Here is a 21,834-nt window from a genome sequence, read left to right as displayed (position 1 = left end):
AAATTGGGACTTTTTTATGCTCTATAAAACCGCTAAATAAAGAAGTCTATTCCTAATTATGCTAATGCTTGTTTTAAGTCTTCGATTAAATCATCTGCATCTTCAATACCTACGCTTAATCGAACTAAATCATCAGTAATCCCAATTTCCTTTCTTTTATCTTCCGGAATCGATGCGTGGGCCATCATTACTGAGTAATTTGCCAGCGATTCTACTCCTCCTAAAGATTCCGCTAAGGTGAATATTTTTATTTTTTCAAGAAAATCAATTGCATCTTCTTTTTTACCGGATACGAAATTGAAAGACACCATTCCGCCAAAACCACGCATTTGCTTTTTGGCAAGCTCATGAAATGGATTAGTTTTTAATCCTGGATAATAAACGGTTTTAACTTTTGGATGATTGTTCAAAAATTCAGCTATTTTTTCTCCATTTTCACAGTGTCTTTGCATTCTTAAATGCAATGTTTTTATTCCTCTCAGCACTAAAAAACTATCCATTGGCCCCAATATCGCTCCAGTAGCAAATTGTTGAAAATGCATTTGTTTGCCTAGTTGTTCCTCTTTCATAATCAAAGCACCTGCCATAACATCAGAATGTCCTGCAAGGTATTTTGTGGCCGAATGCATCACGATATCTGCACCTAAATCCAATGGATTTTGCAAATACGGTGTTGCAAAAGTATTATCAACAGCAAAAATCACTTTATTTTCTTTTGTAATTTTAGCAATTGCTTCGATATCTACCAGTTTCATCATAGGATTCGTTGGTGTTTCGACCCAAACTAATTTGGTGTTTTCATTAATCAATGACTTGAATTTTTCCATATCATTCATATCTACAAAGTGGAATACTATTCCTGAATCTTTATATATTTTTGTAAACAATCTATATGTTCCTCCATACAAATCATCCATAGCAATCACCTCGTCACCTGCTTTCAATCCTCGCATCAAACAATCTGTTGCCGCTAAGCCAGATGAAAAAGCCAATCCTCTTGCGCCATTTTCTAAACTCGCCAAAGCATTTTCTAAAGCCGACCTAGTAGGATTTGCAGTTCTACTGTATTCATAATCCCCAATAGGTTGCCCCGGGCTTGTTTGTGCAAACGTCGTCGTTTGATATACCGGTGGCATTACTGCACCTGTACTTGAATCATGATGTTGCCCACCGTGTATTGTTTTAGTATTGAATTTCATGTCTTTTAATTTTCAATTTTAAAGGTTTTACAAACTTACCCATTAAATTATTTGGAACAAGGCACTAGTTCCTACCTTTGTATTTAATTAACAATTTTTTGAAATGAAAAACTACATCCTTTTTGCATCCGTATTCTTTCTTTTTGCCCGTTGTGAAAAAGAACTGGTTTTTGAAGATCAGACTTTTGAGAAAAAGACGCGTTTAGCCTGCAAAGATAATTGCCCTCATATCAGTGTGCGAATTCCTATTGCCAAAGACGTCCCAATAGTCGCCGACAGCATCAATAAAAAAGTATTCTCTGTTTTAAAACAGATCGTGTACTTTGGAGAAAAGCCCTATACATCGACAGACTACAAAGGATTAGTCAGTTCGTTTATCGATTCGTACGAGCAACTGCAAAAGGATTTCCCAAAAGACTCCTTTGGTTGGGAGGCGAAGATTGATGGCGAAGTAAAATATGTGTCGGAGAACATCATTAATATCGAAATTAAACACTACACCTATACCGGCGGAGCTCATGGCTATCAGGGAATTCGTTCTTTACTGTTTGACCCTAATACCGGGAAAACAATTTTGCAACATCAATTATTTAAGGATAGAAATATCTTTAGGGCTTTCGCCGAAAAGGAATTCAGAAACAAATATAAAATCCCCGAAAAAGGATCTATTAATCAAACGGGATTACTATTTGAAGACGATACTTTTCAATTGCCTCAAAACCTGTTTTATACCGATAAAGGATTGCTTTTATTTTACAATCCCTATGAAGTGGCCTCTTATGCTGATGGAACAAAAGAATTATTGTTGACGTATAAGGAAGTCAATGACTATTTGTTGATTAAATAGTTATTAGATTTGTAGTGAATTTTAGCCCCGATTGAAGTGGAAACCCTCTTGCACTCCACCCTGTTTTTTTCTGGTAGAAAAGAGCGACCAGCGGAAGCTCCTTTTATAGCGTAGAAAAAAGGGTGGAGCATGAGAGGTTGTAATGGAAAGCGGGATTAGCTCCTGACCCTAATCCTCTTAAATAAATTTACGGATACTCATTATAATTCCAATGTGCAGCCCTTCGTGAAAATTATTGAAAACCATTGCATCTGAAGCGCTTTTTAGCACATTCCCGGCAGATGTTGGGTATTCCTGATAATTAATAAAGATTTTACTTTCTAAATCGGTTTCCGTTTGATTGATGGTTTCCGTAAGTAATGTTTTGATTTCATCGACCTCGGCTTGAGTTGCAATATGTTCTGGTTTGCTTCCTTTTTTATATTTCTCGACCATTTCGTCTGAAATCATCATAGGTATTCCAGATAGTTTGTAAACCAACATCTGTTGAACGACAACGACATGGGCAATATTCCAAATCAAGTTATTGTTGTATCCTTCTGGTATCTTATTCAATTGTTCCAATGTATACCCCGCCAACATTTGAGATAGTATGTTTCTACTTGTTCTGGTAACGTCTAGTGTTTGTTGCATTTTTCTAAATTTTTGATAAAAATAATCATTTTCCGTCTCAAATGAATTTTCTTTGCACAAAGAAAATGCATCTTATTATGAATAAAATATATTACATCGCTTCCTGCGATACTTGTAGAAAAATTATAAAATCGTTACCAAAAGGAAATGACCTTGTGTTTCGTGACATCAAACAAGACCCATTAACAACAGCCGAACTAGAGGAAATGTACCAACTTTCAGGAAGTTACGAAGCGTTGTTTAGCAAAAAAGCCCAGTTGTATAAGTCGATGAATTTGAAAGACAAATCCTTGACTGAAGAGGATTATAAAAAATACATCTTAGAGCATTATACTTTTTTGAGTAGACCCGTTTTTGTTATTAATAATGCAGTTTACGTGGGTGGAACCCAACAAAACATGCTTCAGGTAATGAAAGCGTTGGCTAATGTCTAAAAGGAATATTGCGCTGTTTGGCGCTACGATTGTTTCCGTAATTTACGGGGTCACCTTTACCATTGCAAAGGACGTAATGCCACAGTACATCGATGCTTATGGCTTTATTTTGTTACGGGTAAGTGGCGCTATGCTTCTATTCTGGCTGTCCTGGCTTTTTATGCCAAAGGAAAAAATAGCCTTTAACGATTTCCCGCGTATTATTGCTGCAGCATTCTTTGGTGTCGCTTTTAACATGCTTACTTTTTTTAAAGGATTAAGCCTAACTTCTCCTATCTCGGCATCTGTGATTATGGTGACCACCCCAATGATTGTATTAGTTCTTTCGGCCATTATCATGAAAGAGCGTATGCGAAAACGTATGGTGATGGGGATTATTTTAGGATTGATAGGAACGGGATCTCTTATATTATACGGCCGTTCCATTGGTAGCGCTACAAATGCAAGCCTTGGTAATATACTGGTTTTTGTAAATGCCGTTTCTTATGGTTTTTACTTGATAATCGTAAAGAAATTAATGGATAAATACAATGCCTTCACCTTTGTGAAATGGATTTATTTATTTGGCTTTTTGATGGTCTTACCTTTTGGCTGGAGCCAATTTGAAGCAACAGACTGGACAGTAGTACCAAATTTGGTGTATTGGAAAATAGTATTTGTAGTGGTGATCTCCACCTTTATTACCTATTTGTTAAACCTGATTACCATGAAAGAATTAAAACCAACAACCGTTGCTGTTTTTATTTATCTCCAACCACTTTTTGCTACAATATTTGCCATTGGTTTAGGCAAAGACGAATTGAGTCTGGTAAAAATAATTTCGGCGCTATTGATATTTGTGGGCGTGTATATGGTGACATCCTCCCCCCAGTCCCCTCAGAAGAAGGGGGAGACTAAACTCGAAAATTAGAACCGAAAATTGGAATCGGAAACCCGCTTGTGAAAATTGAAACGTGAAAACAGTGAGTGAGACCAAGACTGAATGCTAAAAAACGGACCACTGACCACTTTTTTATTACCTTTGAACTCTTTTATACAACTATATGATACAATCAATGACCGGTTTTGGTAAAGCAACTATTCAATTACCAACCAAAAAAATAACAGTAGAAGTAAAATCTTTAAACAGTAAAGGTTTAGATCTAAACGTGAGAATGCCTTCTCTTTACCGCGAAATGGAATTGGGTTTACGTACTCAAATTGCTTCTACGCTTGAAAGAGGAAAAGTAGATTTTTCTATTTTTATCGAAAGTACCGCTGAACAAACAACTACCAAAGTGAATGTGCCAATCGTAAAAGCATATATCAATCAATTGAAAGCCGTTTATGCAGACGCAGATGAAACGGAATTGATGAAAATGGCAGTGAGAATGCCAGATGCTTTAAAAATTGAGCGTGATGAAATTGATGAAAATGACTGGGCACAAATTAAAATCGTAATCGAAGAAAGTTTAAATAATATTAAGACTTTTAGAAGAGACGAAGGGCTTTCACTAGAAAAAGAATTTCAATTGCGCATCGGGAATATTCGTCAGTACATGACTGAAGCTTTAGCATTAGATCCAGAACGCGTTCAAGCTATAAAAGACCGTTTGCAAACTGCGATTGATGAGTTGAAAGTAAATGTAGATGAAAATCGTTTTGAACAAGAATTAATCTATTATTTAGAGAAACTAGACATAACCGAAGAAAAAGTACGTTTGACAAATCACCTGGATTATTTCTTGGAGACTATAAACGGAACGGAAGCTAACGGTAGAAAACTAGGTTTTATTACCCAAGAAATGGGGCGTGAAATTAATACGATGGGATCTAAATCCAATCATGCACAAATGCAGAAATTAGTCGTTCAAATGAAAGACGAATTAGAAAAAATCAAGGAACAGGTTTTGAACGTGTTGTAATCCCCCTAACCCCAGAAGGGGAATAAAAAAAGATAAAAAATGAACAAAGGAGGAAAATTAATAGTGTTTTCGGCACCTTCAGGGTCCGGAAAAACGACCATCGTCAGACATTTATTAAACCAAGAAGATCTGAATTTAGAATTCTCAATTTCGGCAGCTTCTCGTGATCCTAGAGGCGAGGAAGTAAGTGGAAAAGATTACTACTTCATGTCTACTAAAGAGTTCAAACAACACATCAAGAATGACGACTTTCTGGAATGGGAAGAAGTATACAGAGACAATTTCTACGGAACTTTAAAAAGTGAAGTAGATCGCATCTGGGCCAAAGGAAAAAATGTGATTTTTGATATTGATGTCGTTGGCGGACTTCGTATTAAACATAAATTTCCAGAGGAAACACTAGCGGTATTTGTCAAACCACCTAGCGTAGATGAATTAAAAAGAAGACTAAAAGAACGCTCCACTGAAAGTGAAGATAAAATCAATATGCGAATTGCTAAGGCTTCGGTTGAGTTAGCCACTGCCCCGCAATTTGACACTATTATAAAAAACTATGATTTGGCTATTGCTCTTGAGGAAGCGCATCAATTGGTGAAGGATTTTGTAAAATAAAAACTATTCCGCAGAGGCTCACAAAGAAAAAAAAGAGATACGCTAAATAGCATCAATTACTTTGTGTGTCTTTGCAAATACTTTGCGATTCTCTGCGAAACAAAACATTTATGAAAATAGGATTGTATTTCGGAACATTCAACCCCATCCATGTTGGGCATCTAATCATCGCCAATCATATGGCTGAAAATTCTAACTTGGATCAAGTTTGGATGGTGGTAACCCCACATAACCCTTTGAAGAAAAAAAGCACCTTGCTTGATGACTACCATAGATTGCAAATGGTGCATCTTGCTACTGAGGATTTTCCTAAATTGAAACCCTCAGATATTGAATTCAAATTGTCGCAGCCTAATTATACGGTAAACACGTTAGTTCACCTAGAAGAGAAATTTCCCTATCATGAATTTTCATTGATCATGGGAGAGGACAACTTAAAGTCCTTGTATAAGTGGAAAAACTACGAGGTCATATTGAAAAATCATGACATCTATGTCTATCCTCGAATTTCAACTGAACCTGAAAACCTAGAACTGAAAAATCACCCAAAAGTACATTTAATTGATGCTCCCATAGTTGAGATTTCTTCTACTTTTATTCGAAACAACATTAAAGAAGGCAAAAATATTCAACCTCTTTTACCCGCTAAGGTTTGGGAATATATTGATCATAATAATTTTTATAAGAAATAATCACTCCAGTGTCTTTTTCAATTCTGCCTCAATCTCTTGAAAAGGGTTAATAAGATTGTCATTTTTACCCGACAGCAAAAAAACTTCTGTAGTAGGCATTTGCTTGCTATCCCATATTATTTGTAATTTTTTATCCTGAATAAATTGCTTGGCATTACAATTCCAGACTACCGCAACCCCTGTGTTTTTTGAAAGTGAGTCCAGCATTTCATATTCAGACGGTATAATAAAATTAGAAATCATGGACGGCCTCTTTTTATTAAAAACGTGCAGCCAAAATAATTTCACATGCGGAATACCCGAATCATGATTGTACCATTTTTGCTTGTTTAACCAATGCTCCACTTCCAAGAGCTCTTTGGCTTTGATTTTGGATTTTACTTCTGAAGCATCAATATTCGAAGACCCAACGATAATTTGTTTTATGTCGCCCACCTTCTTCTGGATGGTATCAAAAGTATCATACTTTTTAGTGATAACCGCAAAATTTAGTTTTTTGGTGTCAACCAATTCAAAAAGCATTTCATTTTCATGAAAACTAAAATCGATATAATCGAATTTAGAAATTAAAGAACTGCCTATACTACTGAACAGATGCTTAGAAATTCCTACAGATATTAACTGGTTCGTGTTCACCGCTTTGGATCGAAAACCATTCTCAACATTTTCCAATCGGTCTAACGCTTCAATGATTAAATTATTTAGTAACTTAGCGTATTCTGTTGGCTCCACCCCTTTGGATTTTCTGTTAAACAGTTTATAACCAACATGCGCCTCCAGCATCGACATCTGCTGACTTACAGCCGGTTGACTTATAAAAAGCTCTTTGGCGGCAAGTGAAAAATTACCGTTTTTATAAACGGATTTAAACGTTCGGTACCATTCTAAATTAACCATGATATAAATATATTTATCACAAACATAATTTAAATTATTTTTACTAATAACATATTCGCCGTAAATTTGTACAAACATAATAACAAAATGAAAAAAGTCGCATTATTGGCATTAATAGTATTAACAGTAGGTTGCTTTTCGGGAACTGCACAAAAAACAAAAAAAACAAAGATGAAAAAAGTATTATTCGTTCTAACTAGTCACTCAGAATTAGGGAACACTGGAGAAAAAACAGGATTTTGGGTTGAAGAATTTGCAGCACCATATTATGAGTTAGCAGATAAAGGAGTTGTAATAGATATTGCAACGCCACTAGGAGGTCAACCACCAATAGATCCAAAAAGTGCTGACGAATCTTCTGCTACAGAAGACACAAAAAGATTTGACAAAGACACGGAATTACAAGCAAAATTAAGCAAAACACACAAATTAGCTGATGTAAATCAAGCTGATTATGACGCTGTATTTTACCCTGGAGGTCACGGACCATTATGGGATTTAGCAACTGACAAAAATTCAATTGCTTTAATCGAAGCTTTTTATACTAATAAAAAACCGGTAGCATTTGTTTGTCATTCACCTGCAGCACTTAAAAATGTAAAAGTGAACGGTGAATTCTTAGTAAAAGGTAAAAAATTAACTGGTTTTTCAAATACTGAAGAAGCGGCAGTAGGCTTAACAGATGTTGTTCCATTTTTATTAGAAGATGCTTTACAAGCAAACGGAGCTACGTATTCAAAAGTAGCAGATTGGAATCCTTATGCTGTTGAAGACGGTTTGTTAATAACTGGACAAAATCCAGCATCCTCTAAATTAGTTGCTGAGAAATTATTGCAACAATTGAACGCAAAAAAATAATTAACAATTAAATTATAAGGCTCTAATTGACCATGGTTCTAATTTAGAACGCTGGTTTTAGGGCCTTTTGATTACTTAAAATAAATAAGATGTTAAACTTTGAATTATATAATCCTACCAATTTAGTTTTTGGAAAAGGACAAATAGAAAAATTAGGAGATCTTGTACCTAAAGGAGCTAAAATATTATTGGCTTACGGAGGTGGAAGCATCTTTAAAAACGGAATCCACGAACAAGTAATCAACAACCTTAAAGGACACGAAATTGTAGAGTTTAGCGGAATTGAAGCTAATCCACATTTTGAAACTTTAATGAAAGCAGTTGCTATTGTTAAAGAACAAAAAATCGATTTCTTACTTGCCGTAGGTGGTGGATCTGTTATTGATGGTGTGAAATTTATTTCTGGAGCCGTTAATTATGATGGAGATCCGATCGAGATTTTACAAAAGCGTATCTTAATTAAAGAAAATGCAGTTCCTTTTGGAACAGTATTAACTTTGCCAGCTACAGGAAGCGAAATGAACTCTGGAGCGGTTGTTACAATCGAGGCTACTAAAGAGAAATTAGCTTTTGGTGGTTCTGCTTTGTTTCCAAAATTTTCTATAACTGACCCAACAGTAATTCAATCTTTACCAAAAAGACAATTACAAAACGGTGTTGTTGATGCCTACACTCACGTGATGGAACAATACTTAACGTACCCTCATGAAGGTTATTTACAAGACCGAATTGCAGAAGGAATTCTACAAACTTTAATCGAAGTTGGCCCAAAGGTGGTAGAAAATCCAGAAGATTATGCTTTAGCCTCTAACTTTATGTGGAGTTGTACCATGGCGTTAAACGGATTAATCCAAAAAGGAGTTCCTAGCGACTGGGCAACCCACATGATTGGTCATGAATTGACTGCTATGTACGGAATCGACCATGCACGTACCTTGGCTGTAATCGCACCTAGCTTATACAAGGTTATGTTTGAAACCAAAAAAGGGAAATTGGCACAATACGGAAAACGTATTTTCAATTTAACAGGAACTGACGATGAAATAGCAAAGGAGGCAATCAATAAAACAGTTGAATTTTTCCATACTATGGGAATGGATACAAAATTATCTGATTATACAAAAGACTATGCTAAAACCGCTGATTTTATTGTGAATCGTTTTGACGAAAGAGGTTGGAAAGGTTTAGGAGAAAAGCAAAATATCACATTAGAAAAAGTAAAATCTATTGTTGAAATGAGTTACTAGTTGAAAAGGATGAAAATCCTGCTTAAAATAAAAAGGCGTTCTTGAATTAAATTCTAGGACGCCTTTTTGATAAAACTAAAACAAAACTAACTAATTCGAATTTCATACATTTCTAAATAACTTAATAAATAGTAAGTTCTAACGTTAAAAAAACAGCTATATTGTATGAAATCATAAATATTTTAATTTTTTTATAATTTTTGCTTTTCTACCTTAATAAAACTTCAAGTATGAATCCTTATTTTTTGTTTAATTAATCCATTTTTAAGTACTTTTGGTTAAATTTAATAAACAGATGAGCGGGAAAATAAAATTTGCAGTAATTGGTGGTGGGAGTTGGGCAACAGCAATAACAAAAATGTTATGTGTTAATCTTTCTGAGGTTTCATGGTATATGCGAAATGAATCGGCGATTGAACATATAAAAACATACAAACACAATCCAAATTATTTAAGTTCCGTTGAATTTGATACAAAAAAATTAAAGCTAACCAGCGATATTAATGAAGCAGTTACCTATGCCGACTATATTATCTTCGCTATACCCTCTGCCTTTTTAAATGGCGAACTGGAAAAGTTAACTGTTTCCCTTGAGAACAAAGTGATTTTCTCTGCGATTAAAGGAATCGTTCCTGAAACAAGTATGATTGTTGGAGAACATTTTCACTTTAAATATGACATCCCTTACCATAACATTGGTGTAATTACTGGGCCATGCCATGCAGAAGAGGTCGCATTAGAGCGTTTATCCTATTTAACCATTGCTTGCGGTGATGCCGAAAAAGCAAAGGTAGTAGCCCAAAATCTATCAGGAAATTATATCAAAACAAAGATTACCGATGATATCATAGGAACTGAATATGCTGCGATGCTTAAAAATATCTATGCGATAGCAGCAGGAATCGCACACGGTTTGGGTTATGGAGATAATTTCCAATCGGTATTAATGAGTAATGGAATACGAGAGATGAAAAAATTCATCAAGAAGGTCCATAAAATGAAACGCAACATTAATGATTCGGCTTATTTAGGTGACTTATTAGTAACTGGATATTCTATTTTTTCAAGAAATAGGATGTTTGGAAATATGATTGGAAAAGGATACACCGTAAAAAGTGCCATGATGGAAATGAGTATGGTTTCTGAAGGTTATTACGCTACTAAAAGCGCTTACAAACTCAATCAAGGCTATGGTGCAAAAACGCCTATTATAGATGCCGTTTATGAGATCTTATATGAAGGAAAAGACGCTAGAACCGTTTTCAAGAAATTGACCGATCAATTGGATTAAAAATAGGTTTACAGTTCAAATGAGACCAAAAAAATAACCGCAGATTCACAGATTAAGTTTTATTAAATCTGTGAATCTGCGGTTTCTTTTATAAGTATAAGAACGTTAGAAAGTCATTATCTCACGATAATACCATCCACGAACAAAAGAGGAACTTCTTCCACATCCTTTTCACTAATAGAATCGGCTTTAAAAATGAATTTTTTATCGTGTAATTTATTTCCAATAAAAAAGGTCACCATGAACTCATTGTTGAGCACTAAAACGCTTTTTTCTAACATTTCGATTTTCACCACCGACACCGGAGGAACTTCAACGAAAGCATGACGCAACAATGATGTTTTTTTCATTTCGCCATCGATAGTTCCAAATGCCTTAGAAACAACCATTACACTTTCGATAAGAAAGTCACTGTCGTTTACTAAATAAGCATACCATACCTTTTCCATAAAGTCGTCACTCCATTCTTGGACTGCGGCTACGAAAACGTTCTCTACTTCGGGGATAATAATGTCTTTTTTCATCGCTAATTTTTTGCATCGATCTCTCGAAGCACTTATATTCTATGATTTAGTATTCCTAGCCCAGATAGAAGTGAAAATCCTTTTCTTGTTTTTCTTTAAAACAAGAAAAGATTGTAACGAATAGCTGGAAATAGCTTCAAATTATTTTTTAAATACTAGCTTTAAATTGCGCTAAGAAACGAACGTCATTTTCATAAAACATACGAATATCACCAATTTGATAGTTCAACATAGCGATTCTTTCAATTCCCATTCCGAAGGCGAAACCAGTGTATTCTTCTGGATCGATACCACAATTTTTAAGGACATTAGGATCTACCATACCACAACCACCAATTTCCAACCAACCGGTTCCTTTGGTAATTCTATAATCAGTTTCCGTTTTTAAACCCCAGTAAATATCAATTTCGGCACTTGGTTCCGTGAACGGAAAATACGACGGACGCAAGCGTATTTTTGATTTCCCAAACATCTCTTTGGTGAAATGCAATAAAGTTTGCTTCAAGTCGGCAAAAGAAACATCTTTATCAATGTACAAGCCTTCTACTTGATGAAATATACAGTGAGAGCGCGATGAAACGGCCTCGTTACGAAAAACTCTTCCCGGAGAAATCGTTCTAATAGGTGGTTTATTCTCCTCCATGTAACGCACTTGTACCGATGAAGTATGCGTACGCAACAAAATGTCCGGATCTGTCTGAATGAAAAAAGTGTCTTGCATGTCCCGTGCTGGATGGTATTCCGGAAGGTTTAATGCGGTGAAATTATGCCAGTCATCTTCAATTTCCGGTCCTTCAGAAACATTGAAACCAATATTAGAAAAAATATCTATAATCTGGTTTTTTACCAATGAAATAGGATGACGAGAACCAATTGTTATCGGTTCAGACGAACGTGTTAAATCACCGTAAAAACCCTTAGTTTCTTCTTTGTTTTCGAATGCTTCCTGAATGCTTTTTACTTTTTCTTCTGCTGAAGTTTTAAGTAAATTGATTACCTGCCCAAATTCCTTCTTTTGGTCATTAGGAACATTCTTGAACTCGGCAAAAAGTTCTTTCAAAAGTCCTTTGCTTCCTAGAAATTTAATTCTAAATATCTCTAATTCTGCTTTATCTTGTGTTGAGAATGCTTGCGCTTCCCCAATATATTCTTTTATCTTGTCTATCATTTTCATCCAATAATTGAGAGTGCAAATTTACAAAAATTTGCTTCAGGTTTAAAGTTTAAATTTCAAAGTTTGGCCAATAGCCTACTTATTCATGCTTGTTTATCCAGAAGGGATTATTCAATCAACTCTCTTTCGATAAAATAATTCACAATAGCTTCTTTCATTAACACCGATTGTTCTCCTGCTTTCAGTGTTGGTAATTCCTCTTTAACACGATAATGTGGCCAACCATCTTCATCAAAAAATTCGAATTCATAGAATCCATAAGGTTCTAATAATCGGCAAATCGCGATATGCATTAGGTTTAATTTTTCATCTTTTTTATATTCACGGTGTACTTTTCCGAGTTCCTGAACCCCAATCAAATAAATGATAGCATCTAAATCTAGGTCTTCGCCTTGTGAAAATTGATTGGAAAGTATATCTACCAGCTGTTCCCAGCGTTCTTTAAGTTGGTTGTCTCTTGACATTTTTTTGACTTATGAATTATGAGTACTAGACTTTAAAATCAGTACTCATAAAATTATTTTTGCAAAGATAGCAACTTGAAAATTGACATTGTATAAAAACCGTCTCCATTATAGATTTGCTTTCATTTAATTACAAATTTCAGTTTTGTCTTATAGTATCCTCAACTATTCCATTATATTTGTTCATCTATAGTTACTTAAAAAAAATAGTATGAGTTTTTTAGATATTGTTTTGGGTGCATTACTTCTTTATGCTTTATTCAAAGGCATGAAAAATGGTCTTTTTATTGAACTGGCTTCCTTGATTTCACTTATTTTAGGAATCTACGTCGCAATAAAATGCTCTTACATGGTAAGAGCGATGCTTGCCAATCATGTTTCTTGGTGTCCAAAATATATTGAGATCATCGCTTTTGGCCTCACTTTTATCGCTGTGGTTGTTACCGTTCATACCTTGGCAAAAGTCCTCACTGGAATTATGGACTTTGCGTTCTTGGGCATATTCAATAAACTAGCTGGAGGTGCCTTTAGTGTTCTAAAAACCATTTTACTTTTAAGCGTTGTAATTAATCTTTTTCAGAAAGTCAATCTAAACAATATGATTGCAAAAGAAGAGACGCTCAATAAATCACTGTTTTACAATCCCATTCAAGAAGTTTCAAAATACATTTATCCTTCATTAGAAAAGTGTTATACTGATTTTAAAGAAACGAAGAAATCAGCATAGTGTTCGATTTTTAGAGTATTAAACACTTAAAGTATCGGAATAAAATAAAATCTACTTCACTTCCTTTATTGCAGCATTTTGAATCCAACCTTCAGTACCGTCAGTTAACTGGACTTTTTTCCAACTGTCTACTTTTTCTTCAACATAGACTTTCGTCCCTTCATGAAGCACAAAAATAACTGAACTTCCTTTTTGTGGCTCGCTTCTTACCTCTGCACTTTCGGCAAAAACAATTGCTGGTCTTTCATTATCATAATGACTTTTTTCGAAAACAGCAGCTGCAATGACAATGAACATCAATACAATAAGCACAAACATGACAAAAAATGAAATCCTTTTGACGATCGTAGTTTCTGAAAAATAATACCCTAAAAAAGCCAGTAAAAATGCAATTGCTAATCCTACCGCAATCCAGGCCCAAGTATTGTAATGATAAATTCCAGTAAAATCACGAAGCAACTTGGCAAACCCTACTTTAGGAACCACCTTTACTTCATCAATAGTTCGTTTTTGAGCAAATCTAAGGTTGTTTGCTGCCTCACGATTATTTGCATTCAACACTAAGGCTTTCTCGTAGCTATAAATAGCCGGAGCGACTTTATTCAATTTATAATAGCAATTCCCGAGGTTAAAATACAATTCTGAAGAATGCTGTTTTGTTTTCAACACACTCCCATAAGCATCAATAGCTTGCTCGTATTTTCCTGCTTTGTACAGATTATTCCCCGCTTCAAAGCCATTTTGAGCAAAGAAAACTTGGGTTGTTAGTAATAATATAAAAAAAATATTTTTCATTTTTCGATTGGTCAATTACAAATTATTTGTTGTCAATTTTTATATCTGCTTTTCCAAATCAGAAATTATCGACACTGCTTTATCATAATCTTTTTGGATCGTCGCAGTAGATGAAGGGGCATATCTCGCGATTTCACAGTTCTCAGTCAGCGCAATAAAGTCATCTACTGCCGCAGGATTTGCATTTTTTGTCAACAAAAGCTCTTTGATATTATCCTTACTCATCTCTGAAGTTTCAATATGTAATTTGGCTTTCAAGAAGTTGTGCATTGCTTTTTCAAGAGCAACATAAAACGGCTCTTTATTCTTAATTTGTTTTTTAGCTTCAGATAGATATTTCTTTGCCAGTTTATTATTTCTTCTTATCCTATTTCCTACTACATCACCGTCAATAGCTTCTTTTTTCTTCTTAAGCACTATAATTATCGGAAGCATTAGAAAAGGAAAAAACAATAATCCATAGAACAATTTAGAACCAAAGAAATCATCTTTAGCAACCGCCACCAGATTTGTCTTTAATTTGATAAATTTGAACTGCTCTGTATGTGAAATTTTGTTTTTTCCATTTCCAGAATTCGAAACAGTCGCGTCAGTCGCAGTAGGCCCATCTAAAATAGTAATCATAATCTCCGGAGAGCTTATAGTTTTGTATTTTCCTGATCCAAGATCAAAATAAGAAAACTGCATTGATTTTACAGGGTAGTTTCCTTTATACTGTGGTATAATCGTATAACTATCAGAGATTTTTCCAGACGTTCCTGCCAGTGTAGTGCTTACGTTTTCACTGTGAACCGCATCATACATTTCTAAAGCATTTGGGACGACCGGCTTTGGTAAACTGAATAATTTCATGTTCCCTTTTCCAGTAACACTTACAATCAAGTCAAGGCTTTCCCCATTTTTTAGACTCGTTTTTGTAGGCGTCACTTTGAAATCAAAATTCCCAACAGCACCTGAAAAATCAATTGGCTTTCCTGCTTCAGGAAGTGCTTTTACATTAATTGTTTTAGCACCTGCAGATACTCTTTTACTATCCTCAGCTATGACAACACGGCCAAAAACGTCTCTACGATTCGTGGGCAGCTGCACATCGATATCTAATGATAGTGGCTCGATGGTCAACTTACCTGATTTTTGTGGGTATAAAACTGCTTTTTTAAGGACGATATATCGATAACGTTCTCCTTTGAACATTCCTTCTTCGACAACAGGCTGTTTAATCTCAATATTTTGACTCCAAAAATCATTGTATTTTGGCTTATTGAGTTCTCTAAAATTGCTTATCCCAATATTATTGCTGAAATACAATTTATAAACGACCGTTATAGGCTCATTTACATAAGGGTTTATCTTAGAAATATCAGCGATTAAATACAAATTGTTATCTGCAGAAATACTGCTGTCATTAGGATCTCTTGGCTGTTCAACCGCAGCGGTAACCGTTATTTTTACCGGACTAGTTTTATACGCCTGCCCATTGTATTCAATAGTAGCCTGCTTGATGGTAAGATTTCCTTTTTGATTGGGTTGAAGATAATAAGAGTATACCTTTTCAAAAGTACTTCTTCCGTTAATCCAAGATTGACTCACTTGTTGACTCGGCCCTGCAATAACCCTGAATCCGTCAAAAGAAGGTTCATTAAAATTATCCCCATCGATGTTCATAGCAAAATCAACACGCAGTCTTTCGTTTAGCCCGAGCGTGGTTTTACTCACTTTAGTCTCAAATTGCACTTGAGCCAAAAGTCCTTGAAAACTGAACAGTATTAAAATTAAATATCTTTTCATCTTTTATTCAACCCTTATCTTCCCTTTCGGATTTATTTTATTCTCTATTTTATAACCATCCCTTAATCCTCCCAAAAACAAACCTCAATTACCAATCTTTTTCCGTTTTTGTTGGTTTTCCTTTTACTTTTTGAGCATTTACTTTATCTTGAATTTTCTTTTCTTCATTGTTTACTGCATCCAAAAGATTTTCTAATCGTTGTTTAGAAATTCCGCCAGGTTGTGGTTTTGGTTTGCCCTGATCTTCGGGTTTATCATCCTTATTTTTCCCGTCCTTTTTATCTTTATCTCCGTCTCCTTTATCGTCCTTCTTATCTTTATCTCCGTCTTTTTTATCTTTGTCTTTCTTGTCCTGATCCTTTTTATCTTTGTCCTTCTTGTCCTTGTCTTTTTTGTCCTTGTTATCCTTAGGCGGATTTTCTTTCAACATCTTTTTTGCCAATGCGTAATTGTATCTTGTTTCATCATCAGAAGGATCGTTACGCAGTGCGTTTTTATAGGCTTCAACTGCTTCCGTATAATTCTTTTCTTTCATAAACACATTTCCTAAGTTGTGAAAGGCTTTGTGTTTATCTACTCTTGATTTAGTACTTTTTATTGCTTTGGCGTAAGCAAATTTAGCTTCAGATGCTTGACTTTGCTTATAAATTGAGTTTCCTAAATTATAAGGTGCAGTAGACCTGTTTGGAAATTTTGAATTTGAAATTCTATAATCCGCTTCAGCATCCACGAATTTATTCTCCGCATATTCCGCATTTGCCTTAGCTAAACTTTTGTCTTTCTCTTGTGCGAATACTCCGCTAAGCCCTAAAAAGAGAAGTGAGAAAGTGGTAAATATGTATTTTTTAAAATTCTTCATTTTTATTAAATTATGCAATTCCATACAAGTTCAATCCCTGAAGGAAAAGACATTTATTTTTCTTCGTTAAATAAATTCAACTTCTTCACCCAACTTGTTTTCTTTTCTAACAAAAAGAGATCCAAAAACAACAACACAAATGCGGATCCAAGAAACCATTGAAACTGGGACTGGAAATCGGCCATTTGTGTGGATTCAAATTCGGTTTTTTGAATTTTATCTAAGGTGCTCTTAATGTACGCGACCACTTCTTTGGTATTATTACCATTGATATAACCGCCTTTGGTTGATTTAGCAATCGTTTCCAAACTGGCACGATTTAATTTTGTAATAACAACCTCGCCATTGTTGTCTCTTTGATAACTTTCTACGATGCCATTTTTCTTCAGCGGAATAGTGCTTCCTTTTTCAGTTCCTAACCCTATCGTTATGATTCGCATTCCTTGTTTATTCGCTTCTTCTGCCGCCGCTTGAGCGCCTTCAGAATGGTCTTCTCCATCAGAAACTAAAATCAATAACTTCGAGGTTTTGCTCTTGTCATCAAAATAGGTTGAAGACAATTTTATCGCTTCATCTAAGGAAGTTCCTTGAGACGAAACCATTTCGGTATTCATGCTTTGCAGAAACATTTTTGCCACACTATAATCTGTAGTGATAGGCAATACCGGAAAAGCGCTACCTGCGTAAGCCACAATCCCAATTCTGTCATTCCCCAATTGATTGATAATTTGCGAAACAAGCTGCTTGCTTTTTTCTAATCGGCTCGGAGCAACATCTTCAGCAAGCATACTTTTGGATACATCCATTGCAAAAACAATATCAATACCTTCTCGCTTTACTGTTTCCATTTTAGTACCAATTTTTGGATTTACTAATCCAAAAATCAATCCCGCCAAAGCCAAAAGAATCACAACTAGTTTAAAAACAGGTTTGAAAACTGAAGATTCTGGACTTAGTTTTTTTATAATTTCTAAATCCCCAAATTCACGTTGCTTTTTTCTTTTCCAATATAAATTGAAAAGGAAAAGTACCACCACTAACGGCAGTATAAAAAGTAAGTATAAATATTTTATTTCGTCTAATTCCATATTTAGTATTCAGTGTTCAGTATTCAGTTTGCAGTTGCCAAACAATGGTCATCATTCACCTTTATCTTCTACGCAAAACGGCAATAGTTACTCTTTAATTAAATTCTAGTTTTCACATCCAGTCACCCCTTCCTTCGGAGGGGGCTGTGGGAGGATCCTATATAAAGCTCTTGTAAACTGTATTTCTTAATCCGATCTCAGCTAATAATAAAAAACCCGCAAGCCAAACAAAAGGCCTGTATTTCTCATCATAATCATAGAATTTTAATTCTTCAATTTCGGTCGTTTCCAGTTTATTGATTTCGCCATAAATTTCAGCCAACTTGTTGTTACTTGTTGCTCTAAAATAACGTCCATCCGTTTTATTGGCGATACTTTTCATCAATTTTTCATCAATTTCGACTTTCATCATTTTGAATAAAAATTGACCGTTTGGTCCCACCGCGTATGGAAATTCAGCCATACCGTTTGTTCCAATGCCTATTGTATATACTTTTATACCATATTGTTTCGCAATATCGGCAGCCGTTTCTGGCTCAATAAAACCTGCATTATTGACACCGTCCGTTAAAAGGATAATCACTTTACTCTTGGCTTTACTGTCTTTTAAACGGTTTACCGCTGTAGCTAATCCCATTCCTATTCCAGTACCATCCTGCAAAACATTATCGTATTTTATACTCTTGATAGCCTCCAGAACAACTGCTTTGTCACTGGTAACCGGAGTTTTTGTATACGCTTCAGAAGCATAAACCACAAGTCCTATTCTATCATTGGGTCTTTCATCTGCGAAATCAGCGGCTACTCTTTTTAACGCTTCCATTCTGTTCGGCTTCAAATCTTTGGCAAGCATACTCCCTGATACATCGATTGCCATAACGATATCTATTCCCTTTGTTGTTTTCGTTTTATTACTTACATCAACAGTTCTAGGTCTTGCCATAGCGACAATCAAAGAACTCAATGCAACTAATCTTAATACGCTCAAATAAGGCTTTAGCTTTGCTAATAAAGATTCTGAAGATTTAAACCCCTTAATTGAACTTATTTTTAAAGTGGCTGATTGACGGTTTCTTTTCACAAATAGCCAAACTATGGCTATTGGAATCAAAAGAAACAACCAGAAAAACTCAGGATTTAAAAATGTGATATTTCCCATTATTTACTTAGTTGTATTAATTCGACAGAGTTCAAAACTCGGTCTGATATTTCGTTTGCATACGCATCCCCTTCTTCATGGAAAATCATGATTTGTTGCAATCCCCCTTCTTGACTAAACAACAGTATTTCATAATACAGTCTTTCGCTGCTTTTAGAATTGACATTGAATCTTGAAAATGTTCCGTATGATTTTAAACCCGTTACACCTTCTTTAGTGTCAAAATCTTCTTGTTTTACAATCATATTTTGCGCACCTTGAGACTCCAATGTCTGTAAGGTAACTTCCATCGATTTTTTCAAATCAATTTCTGCTTCTTGCTTGTATTTAATGGTCGAAACCATCAAGTAAAAATTATCAACAAAACTACCGTAGGCAAAAGATTGCATTTCTTTAACGAGCTGCAGACCATTTTTTGGGAGTGATTTTGTTAAATCAATTCTTCTAAGCACTTTTGGAGTTTCGATAGTAACTCCGGGATTTCCATAGGTACTTCTTATCCATTCGGCTTCAAGTAATTCTTTTGTAGGATGTCCAATAATAGTGTCTTTTACATAGTCGAATCCCTTAGTAACGATGAAATAAGTTGTCGTTGCTAGCAATAAGAAAGCAATAGAAGCCACTGCAATAAGAATACGCTTACTTCTTTGTTTCCTTAATTGAGTTTGGATCTGTTTTTGTTTTTGTGCTTCATTCAATAAAGTATCCTCTTCTATTTCGATTTCTACAGGAATAGCACTGTCTAGTGTAAGGATTGCTTTTTGTATTTTATTTCTATCCTCGGTAATTTCGTACTCTAGTGGCTTAGATTTGGCAAATTTCACTAAATCGGCTTGTTTTAAAACACGCTCCAAATTCTCTATAGTCTCTTGTGAAAGCGTCATTTTCTTTTTTAAAGAAGCTGCTCTAAGACCAATAATCAACTCAGAAGTTGTGCTTTCCATCGCTGGAATATCGATTGCTTCTTCAATATAATTACGGGCAATATCGGTCAATTCACTATAGTAAGCTTTCACTTCTCCTTTTTGCCAAAGTTCTTTTTGTTCTAAGGTATTCAGTAAGCTGGTTGCTTTTTCTATCGGTGTTTTGTACACCTCTGCTTCAATCTTTTTCTTTTGTTGCTTTTTTACAAACCAATACACTAATGCACCAATACCTAATATGAACGCTAGTATCAAAAGGTATTTCCACCAATCGCCCATCGAACTCTTTACGGGAACAATGTCTTTGATGTCATACATCTTTTGTTTTAAGGTATCCACCTGAACATTAGCCACCTCAACCGCAATTGAATCGGTCATGTACGGTTTGCTGTTGATGAGAATCTTTATACTAGGAATCGTATATTTTCCAGAATCAAACTGTGTTAACCCATATTTCTTAATTAATTCATACCGATCGTTATTTTTGATCGTGTCTATAGGGTAAGAACGAATTACTTCGAGAGCACCAATATTTTTAAGTATTGGAAAATCAACTTTAGACAACGTATCCACTGAGGTTTTTACCGTTAATTTAAACTCCGCGCCAATTTTGTTCTTAGTTGTATCTATACTAGTTACCACTCGTTTTTGCTGGGCAAAAATAGCGGTTGAAAAAAGCAATAATAGTAGGTAAACTTTATTCATTTTTTATTTTCAGTTTGAGGCGAATGATTTTTGATTTCAGATTAACGATTTATGATGTTTTACACTTAGAATTAAAATTATTCAATCGTTAATCATTACCTCGATTTAAAATAGCCTAATAATTTAGTCACATAACTTTCGTCGACTCTAGTGTTTACGACTCCTGCACCTGATTTACTGAATGTTTCCTTGAAATAAACTAATTGATTACTATAATATTTCTCGTAGTTGAATCGAACCGTTTTCGAACTCGTGTCAACTAATTGTGTTTCTCCTGTTTCAGCATCAATCATTGGTACCATTCCAATATTCGGCATTTTTTGTTCTCGAATATCATACACTCGAATTCCTGTGATGTCATGTTTTTTAGCTGCAATTTTTAATGTATGCTCATAATTTTCAGACATGAAATCAGAGATAACAAATACGATGGCTTTCTTTTTCTGAGTGCTGGATAAAAACTTTAAGGCTTGAGCTATATCCGTTTTACGGCTTTTAGGTTCAAACTCGATCAATTCACGAATGATACGCAAAACGTGCGACCTGCCTTTCTTTGGTGGAATATATAATTCAATTTGGTCTGAAAACAAAATCAATCCAATTTTATCATTATTCTGTGTTGCCGAAAAAGCCATAGTTGCGGCAATCTCCGTAACAATATCTTTTTTGAATTGATTTTTAGAACCAAAACTTTCCGAACCTGAGATATCCACCATCAACATCATCGTCAACTCACGCTCTTCTTCAAAGACTTTTACATGAGCTTCATTGTAACGCGCCGTAACATTCCAATCAATATTACGAATATCATCTCCATATTGATATTGACGTACTTCGCTAAAAGTCATTCCGCGTCCCTTGAATGAGGTGTGGTATTCCCCTGAAAAGATATGATCGCTCAATCTTCGGGTTTTAATCTCTATTTTTCGTACTTTTTTTAAAAGCTCTTTTGTATCCATGTTTTATAGTGTTCAGTATCAGTTATTGAGTGTTCAGTTATCTGCTGCGAGAGAA

The 21,834-nt window shown here is 35.1% G+C and carries 23 protein-coding genes; 10 read left to right on the top strand and 13 right to left on the bottom strand.

Annotated features, from left to right (window positions below; all coding sequences use genetic code 11):
• Positions 1-56 precede the first annotated feature (56 nt).
• The gene (locus tag AC4PRO_RS03595) at positions 57-1,199 is read right to left on the bottom strand and encodes a cystathionine gamma-synthase (protein WP_074720581.1); all 1,143 of its coding nucleotides are present in this window, start codon (positions 1,197-1,199) and stop codon (positions 57-59) included.
• 103 nt (positions 1,200-1,302) lie between these two features.
• Here AC4PRO_RS03595 and AC4PRO_RS03590 point away from each other — a divergent pair, with 103 nt between their 5' ends.
• Positions 1,303-2,046, top strand: coding sequence for a DUF3298 and DUF4163 domain-containing protein (locus AC4PRO_RS03590; protein ID WP_492116348.1), 744 nt, complete (start codon positions 1,303-1,305; stop codon positions 2,044-2,046).
• A 177-nt stretch (positions 2,047-2,223) separates the two neighbouring features.
• Here AC4PRO_RS03590 and AC4PRO_RS03585 read toward each other — a convergent pair whose 3' ends face one another.
• A complete protein-coding gene (locus tag AC4PRO_RS03585) occupies positions 2,224-2,679 on the bottom strand; it encodes a DinB family protein (RefSeq protein WP_074721134.1) in 456 nt (151 codons plus the stop codon).
• A gap of 77 nt (positions 2,680-2,756) precedes the next feature.
• Between AC4PRO_RS03585 and AC4PRO_RS03580 the strand changes: the two genes are divergently transcribed.
• The 5 genes from AC4PRO_RS03580 to nadD all read left to right on the top strand — a co-directional run bounded on the left by AC4PRO_RS03580 (position 2,757) and on the right by nadD (position 6,321).
• Complete coding sequence (locus tag AC4PRO_RS03580; RefSeq protein ID WP_074720577.1) at positions 2,757-3,113, top strand: arsenate reductase family protein; 357 nt, start codon at positions 2,757-2,759, stop codon at positions 3,111-3,113.
• On the top strand, positions 3,106-4,023 hold the full coding sequence (locus AC4PRO_RS03575; protein WP_492116347.1) for a DMT family transporter: 918 nt from the start codon (positions 3,106-3,108) through the stop codon (positions 4,021-4,023). The genes AC4PRO_RS03580 and AC4PRO_RS03575 overlap by 8 nt, the downstream gene beginning before the upstream one ends.
• 133 nt (positions 4,024-4,156) lie before the next feature.
• The gene (locus AC4PRO_RS03570) at positions 4,157-5,017 is read left to right on the top strand and encodes a YicC/YloC family endoribonuclease (protein WP_074720573.1); all 861 of its coding nucleotides are present in this window, start codon (positions 4,157-4,159) and stop codon (positions 5,015-5,017) included.
• Between the two features lie 39 nt (positions 5,018-5,056).
• Positions 5,057-5,629, top strand: coding sequence for a guanylate kinase (gmk, locus tag AC4PRO_RS03565; RefSeq protein WP_074720571.1), 573 nt, complete (start codon positions 5,057-5,059; stop codon positions 5,627-5,629).
• A 110-nt stretch (positions 5,630-5,739) separates the two neighbouring features.
• The gene (nadD, locus tag AC4PRO_RS03560; RefSeq protein ID WP_492116346.1) at positions 5,740-6,321 is read left to right on the top strand and encodes a nicotinate (nicotinamide) nucleotide adenylyltransferase; all 582 of its coding nucleotides are present in this window, start codon (positions 5,740-5,742) and stop codon (positions 6,319-6,321) included.
• Here nadD and AC4PRO_RS03555 read toward each other — a convergent pair whose 3' ends face one another.
• Positions 6,322-7,218: a LysR family transcriptional regulator gene (locus AC4PRO_RS03555; RefSeq protein ID WP_074721132.1), complete on the bottom strand. Its 897-nt coding sequence runs from the start codon at positions 7,216-7,218 to the stop codon at positions 6,322-6,324.
• Positions 7,219-7,305: 87 nt separating this feature from the next.
• Here AC4PRO_RS03555 and AC4PRO_RS03550 point away from each other — a divergent pair, with 87 nt between their 5' ends.
• The 3 genes from AC4PRO_RS03550 (at position 7,306) to AC4PRO_RS03540 (ending at position 10,614) form a co-directional block, all read left to right on the top strand.
• The gene (locus AC4PRO_RS03550) at positions 7,306-8,076 is read left to right on the top strand and encodes a type 1 glutamine amidotransferase domain-containing protein (RefSeq protein WP_492116345.1); all 771 of its coding nucleotides are present in this window, start codon (positions 7,306-7,308) and stop codon (positions 8,074-8,076) included.
• Between the two features lie 89 nt (positions 8,077-8,165).
• Positions 8,166-9,323, top strand: coding sequence for an iron-containing alcohol dehydrogenase (locus tag AC4PRO_RS03545; protein ID WP_492116344.1), 1,158 nt, complete (start codon positions 8,166-8,168; stop codon positions 9,321-9,323).
• Between the two features lie 295 nt (positions 9,324-9,618).
• Positions 9,619-10,614, top strand: a complete 996-nt coding sequence (locus tag AC4PRO_RS03540; protein WP_074720563.1) for an NAD(P)H-dependent glycerol-3-phosphate dehydrogenase — start codon at positions 9,619-9,621, stop codon at positions 10,612-10,614.
• A gap of 116 nt (positions 10,615-10,730) precedes the next feature.
• On the opposite strand, the gene AC4PRO_RS03535 is transcribed toward AC4PRO_RS03540, so the two are convergent.
• From AC4PRO_RS03535 to AC4PRO_RS03525, 3 genes are all read right to left on the bottom strand, one after another.
• On the bottom strand, positions 10,731-11,138 hold the full coding sequence (locus tag AC4PRO_RS03535) for a hypothetical protein (RefSeq protein WP_492116343.1): 408 nt from the start codon (positions 11,136-11,138) through the stop codon (positions 10,731-10,733).
• A gap of 148 nt (positions 11,139-11,286) precedes the next feature.
• A complete protein-coding gene (gene pheS / locus AC4PRO_RS03530; protein WP_074721130.1) occupies positions 11,287-12,306 on the bottom strand; it encodes a phenylalanine--tRNA ligase subunit alpha in 1,020 nt (339 codons plus the stop codon).
• Positions 12,307-12,419: 113 nt separating this feature from the next.
• Entirely contained in the window at positions 12,420-12,776 is a 357-nt protein-coding gene (locus AC4PRO_RS03525) for a hypothetical protein (RefSeq protein WP_074720559.1), read from the bottom strand.
• Positions 12,777-12,987: 211 nt separating this feature from the next.
• Between AC4PRO_RS03525 and AC4PRO_RS03520 the strand changes: the two genes are divergently transcribed.
• The gene (locus AC4PRO_RS03520) at positions 12,988-13,503 is read left to right on the top strand and encodes a CvpA family protein (protein ID WP_492116342.1); all 516 of its coding nucleotides are present in this window, start codon (positions 12,988-12,990) and stop codon (positions 13,501-13,503) included.
• Positions 13,504-13,554: 51 nt separating this feature from the next.
• Here the strand turns inward: AC4PRO_RS03520 and AC4PRO_RS03515 are convergent, their stop codons facing one another.
• The 7 genes from AC4PRO_RS03515 to AC4PRO_RS03485 all read right to left on the bottom strand — a co-directional run bounded on the left by AC4PRO_RS03515 (position 13,555) and on the right by AC4PRO_RS03485 (position 21,779).
• Positions 13,555-14,298, bottom strand: a complete 744-nt coding sequence (locus AC4PRO_RS03515; protein WP_492116341.1) for a tetratricopeptide repeat protein — start codon at positions 14,296-14,298, stop codon at positions 13,555-13,557.
• A 39-nt stretch (positions 14,299-14,337) separates the two neighbouring features.
• Positions 14,338-16,086, bottom strand: coding sequence for a BatD family protein (locus AC4PRO_RS03510; protein ID WP_492116340.1), 1,749 nt, complete (start codon positions 16,084-16,086; stop codon positions 14,338-14,340).
• An 88-nt stretch (positions 16,087-16,174) separates the two neighbouring features.
• Positions 16,175-16,945, bottom strand: a complete 771-nt coding sequence (locus AC4PRO_RS03505) for a tetratricopeptide repeat protein (protein WP_492116339.1) — start codon at positions 16,943-16,945, stop codon at positions 16,175-16,177.
• 53 nt (positions 16,946-16,998) lie between these two features.
• Positions 16,999-18,033, bottom strand: a complete 1,035-nt coding sequence (locus tag AC4PRO_RS03500; protein WP_492116338.1) for a vWA domain-containing protein — start codon at positions 18,031-18,033, stop codon at positions 16,999-17,001.
• Between the two features lie 157 nt (positions 18,034-18,190).
• A complete protein-coding gene (locus AC4PRO_RS03495; protein WP_492116337.1) occupies positions 18,191-19,192 on the bottom strand; it encodes a vWA domain-containing protein in 1,002 nt (333 codons plus the stop codon).
• Complete coding sequence (locus tag AC4PRO_RS03490) at positions 19,192-20,820, bottom strand: hypothetical protein (protein WP_492116336.1); 1,629 nt, start codon at positions 20,818-20,820, stop codon at positions 19,192-19,194. Before AC4PRO_RS03490 ends, AC4PRO_RS03495 begins: the two co-directional genes overlap by 1 nt.
• Positions 20,821-20,915: 95 nt before the next feature.
• Positions 20,916-21,779: a DUF58 domain-containing protein gene (locus AC4PRO_RS03485; protein WP_492116335.1), complete on the bottom strand. Its 864-nt coding sequence runs from the start codon at positions 21,777-21,779 to the stop codon at positions 20,916-20,918.
• Positions 21,780-21,834 lie beyond the last annotated feature (55 nt).

Source organism: Flavobacterium sp. DW-iso2 (genome assembly GCF_058725285.1).
This window is presented reverse-complemented; position numbering and strand designations above follow the sequence as displayed.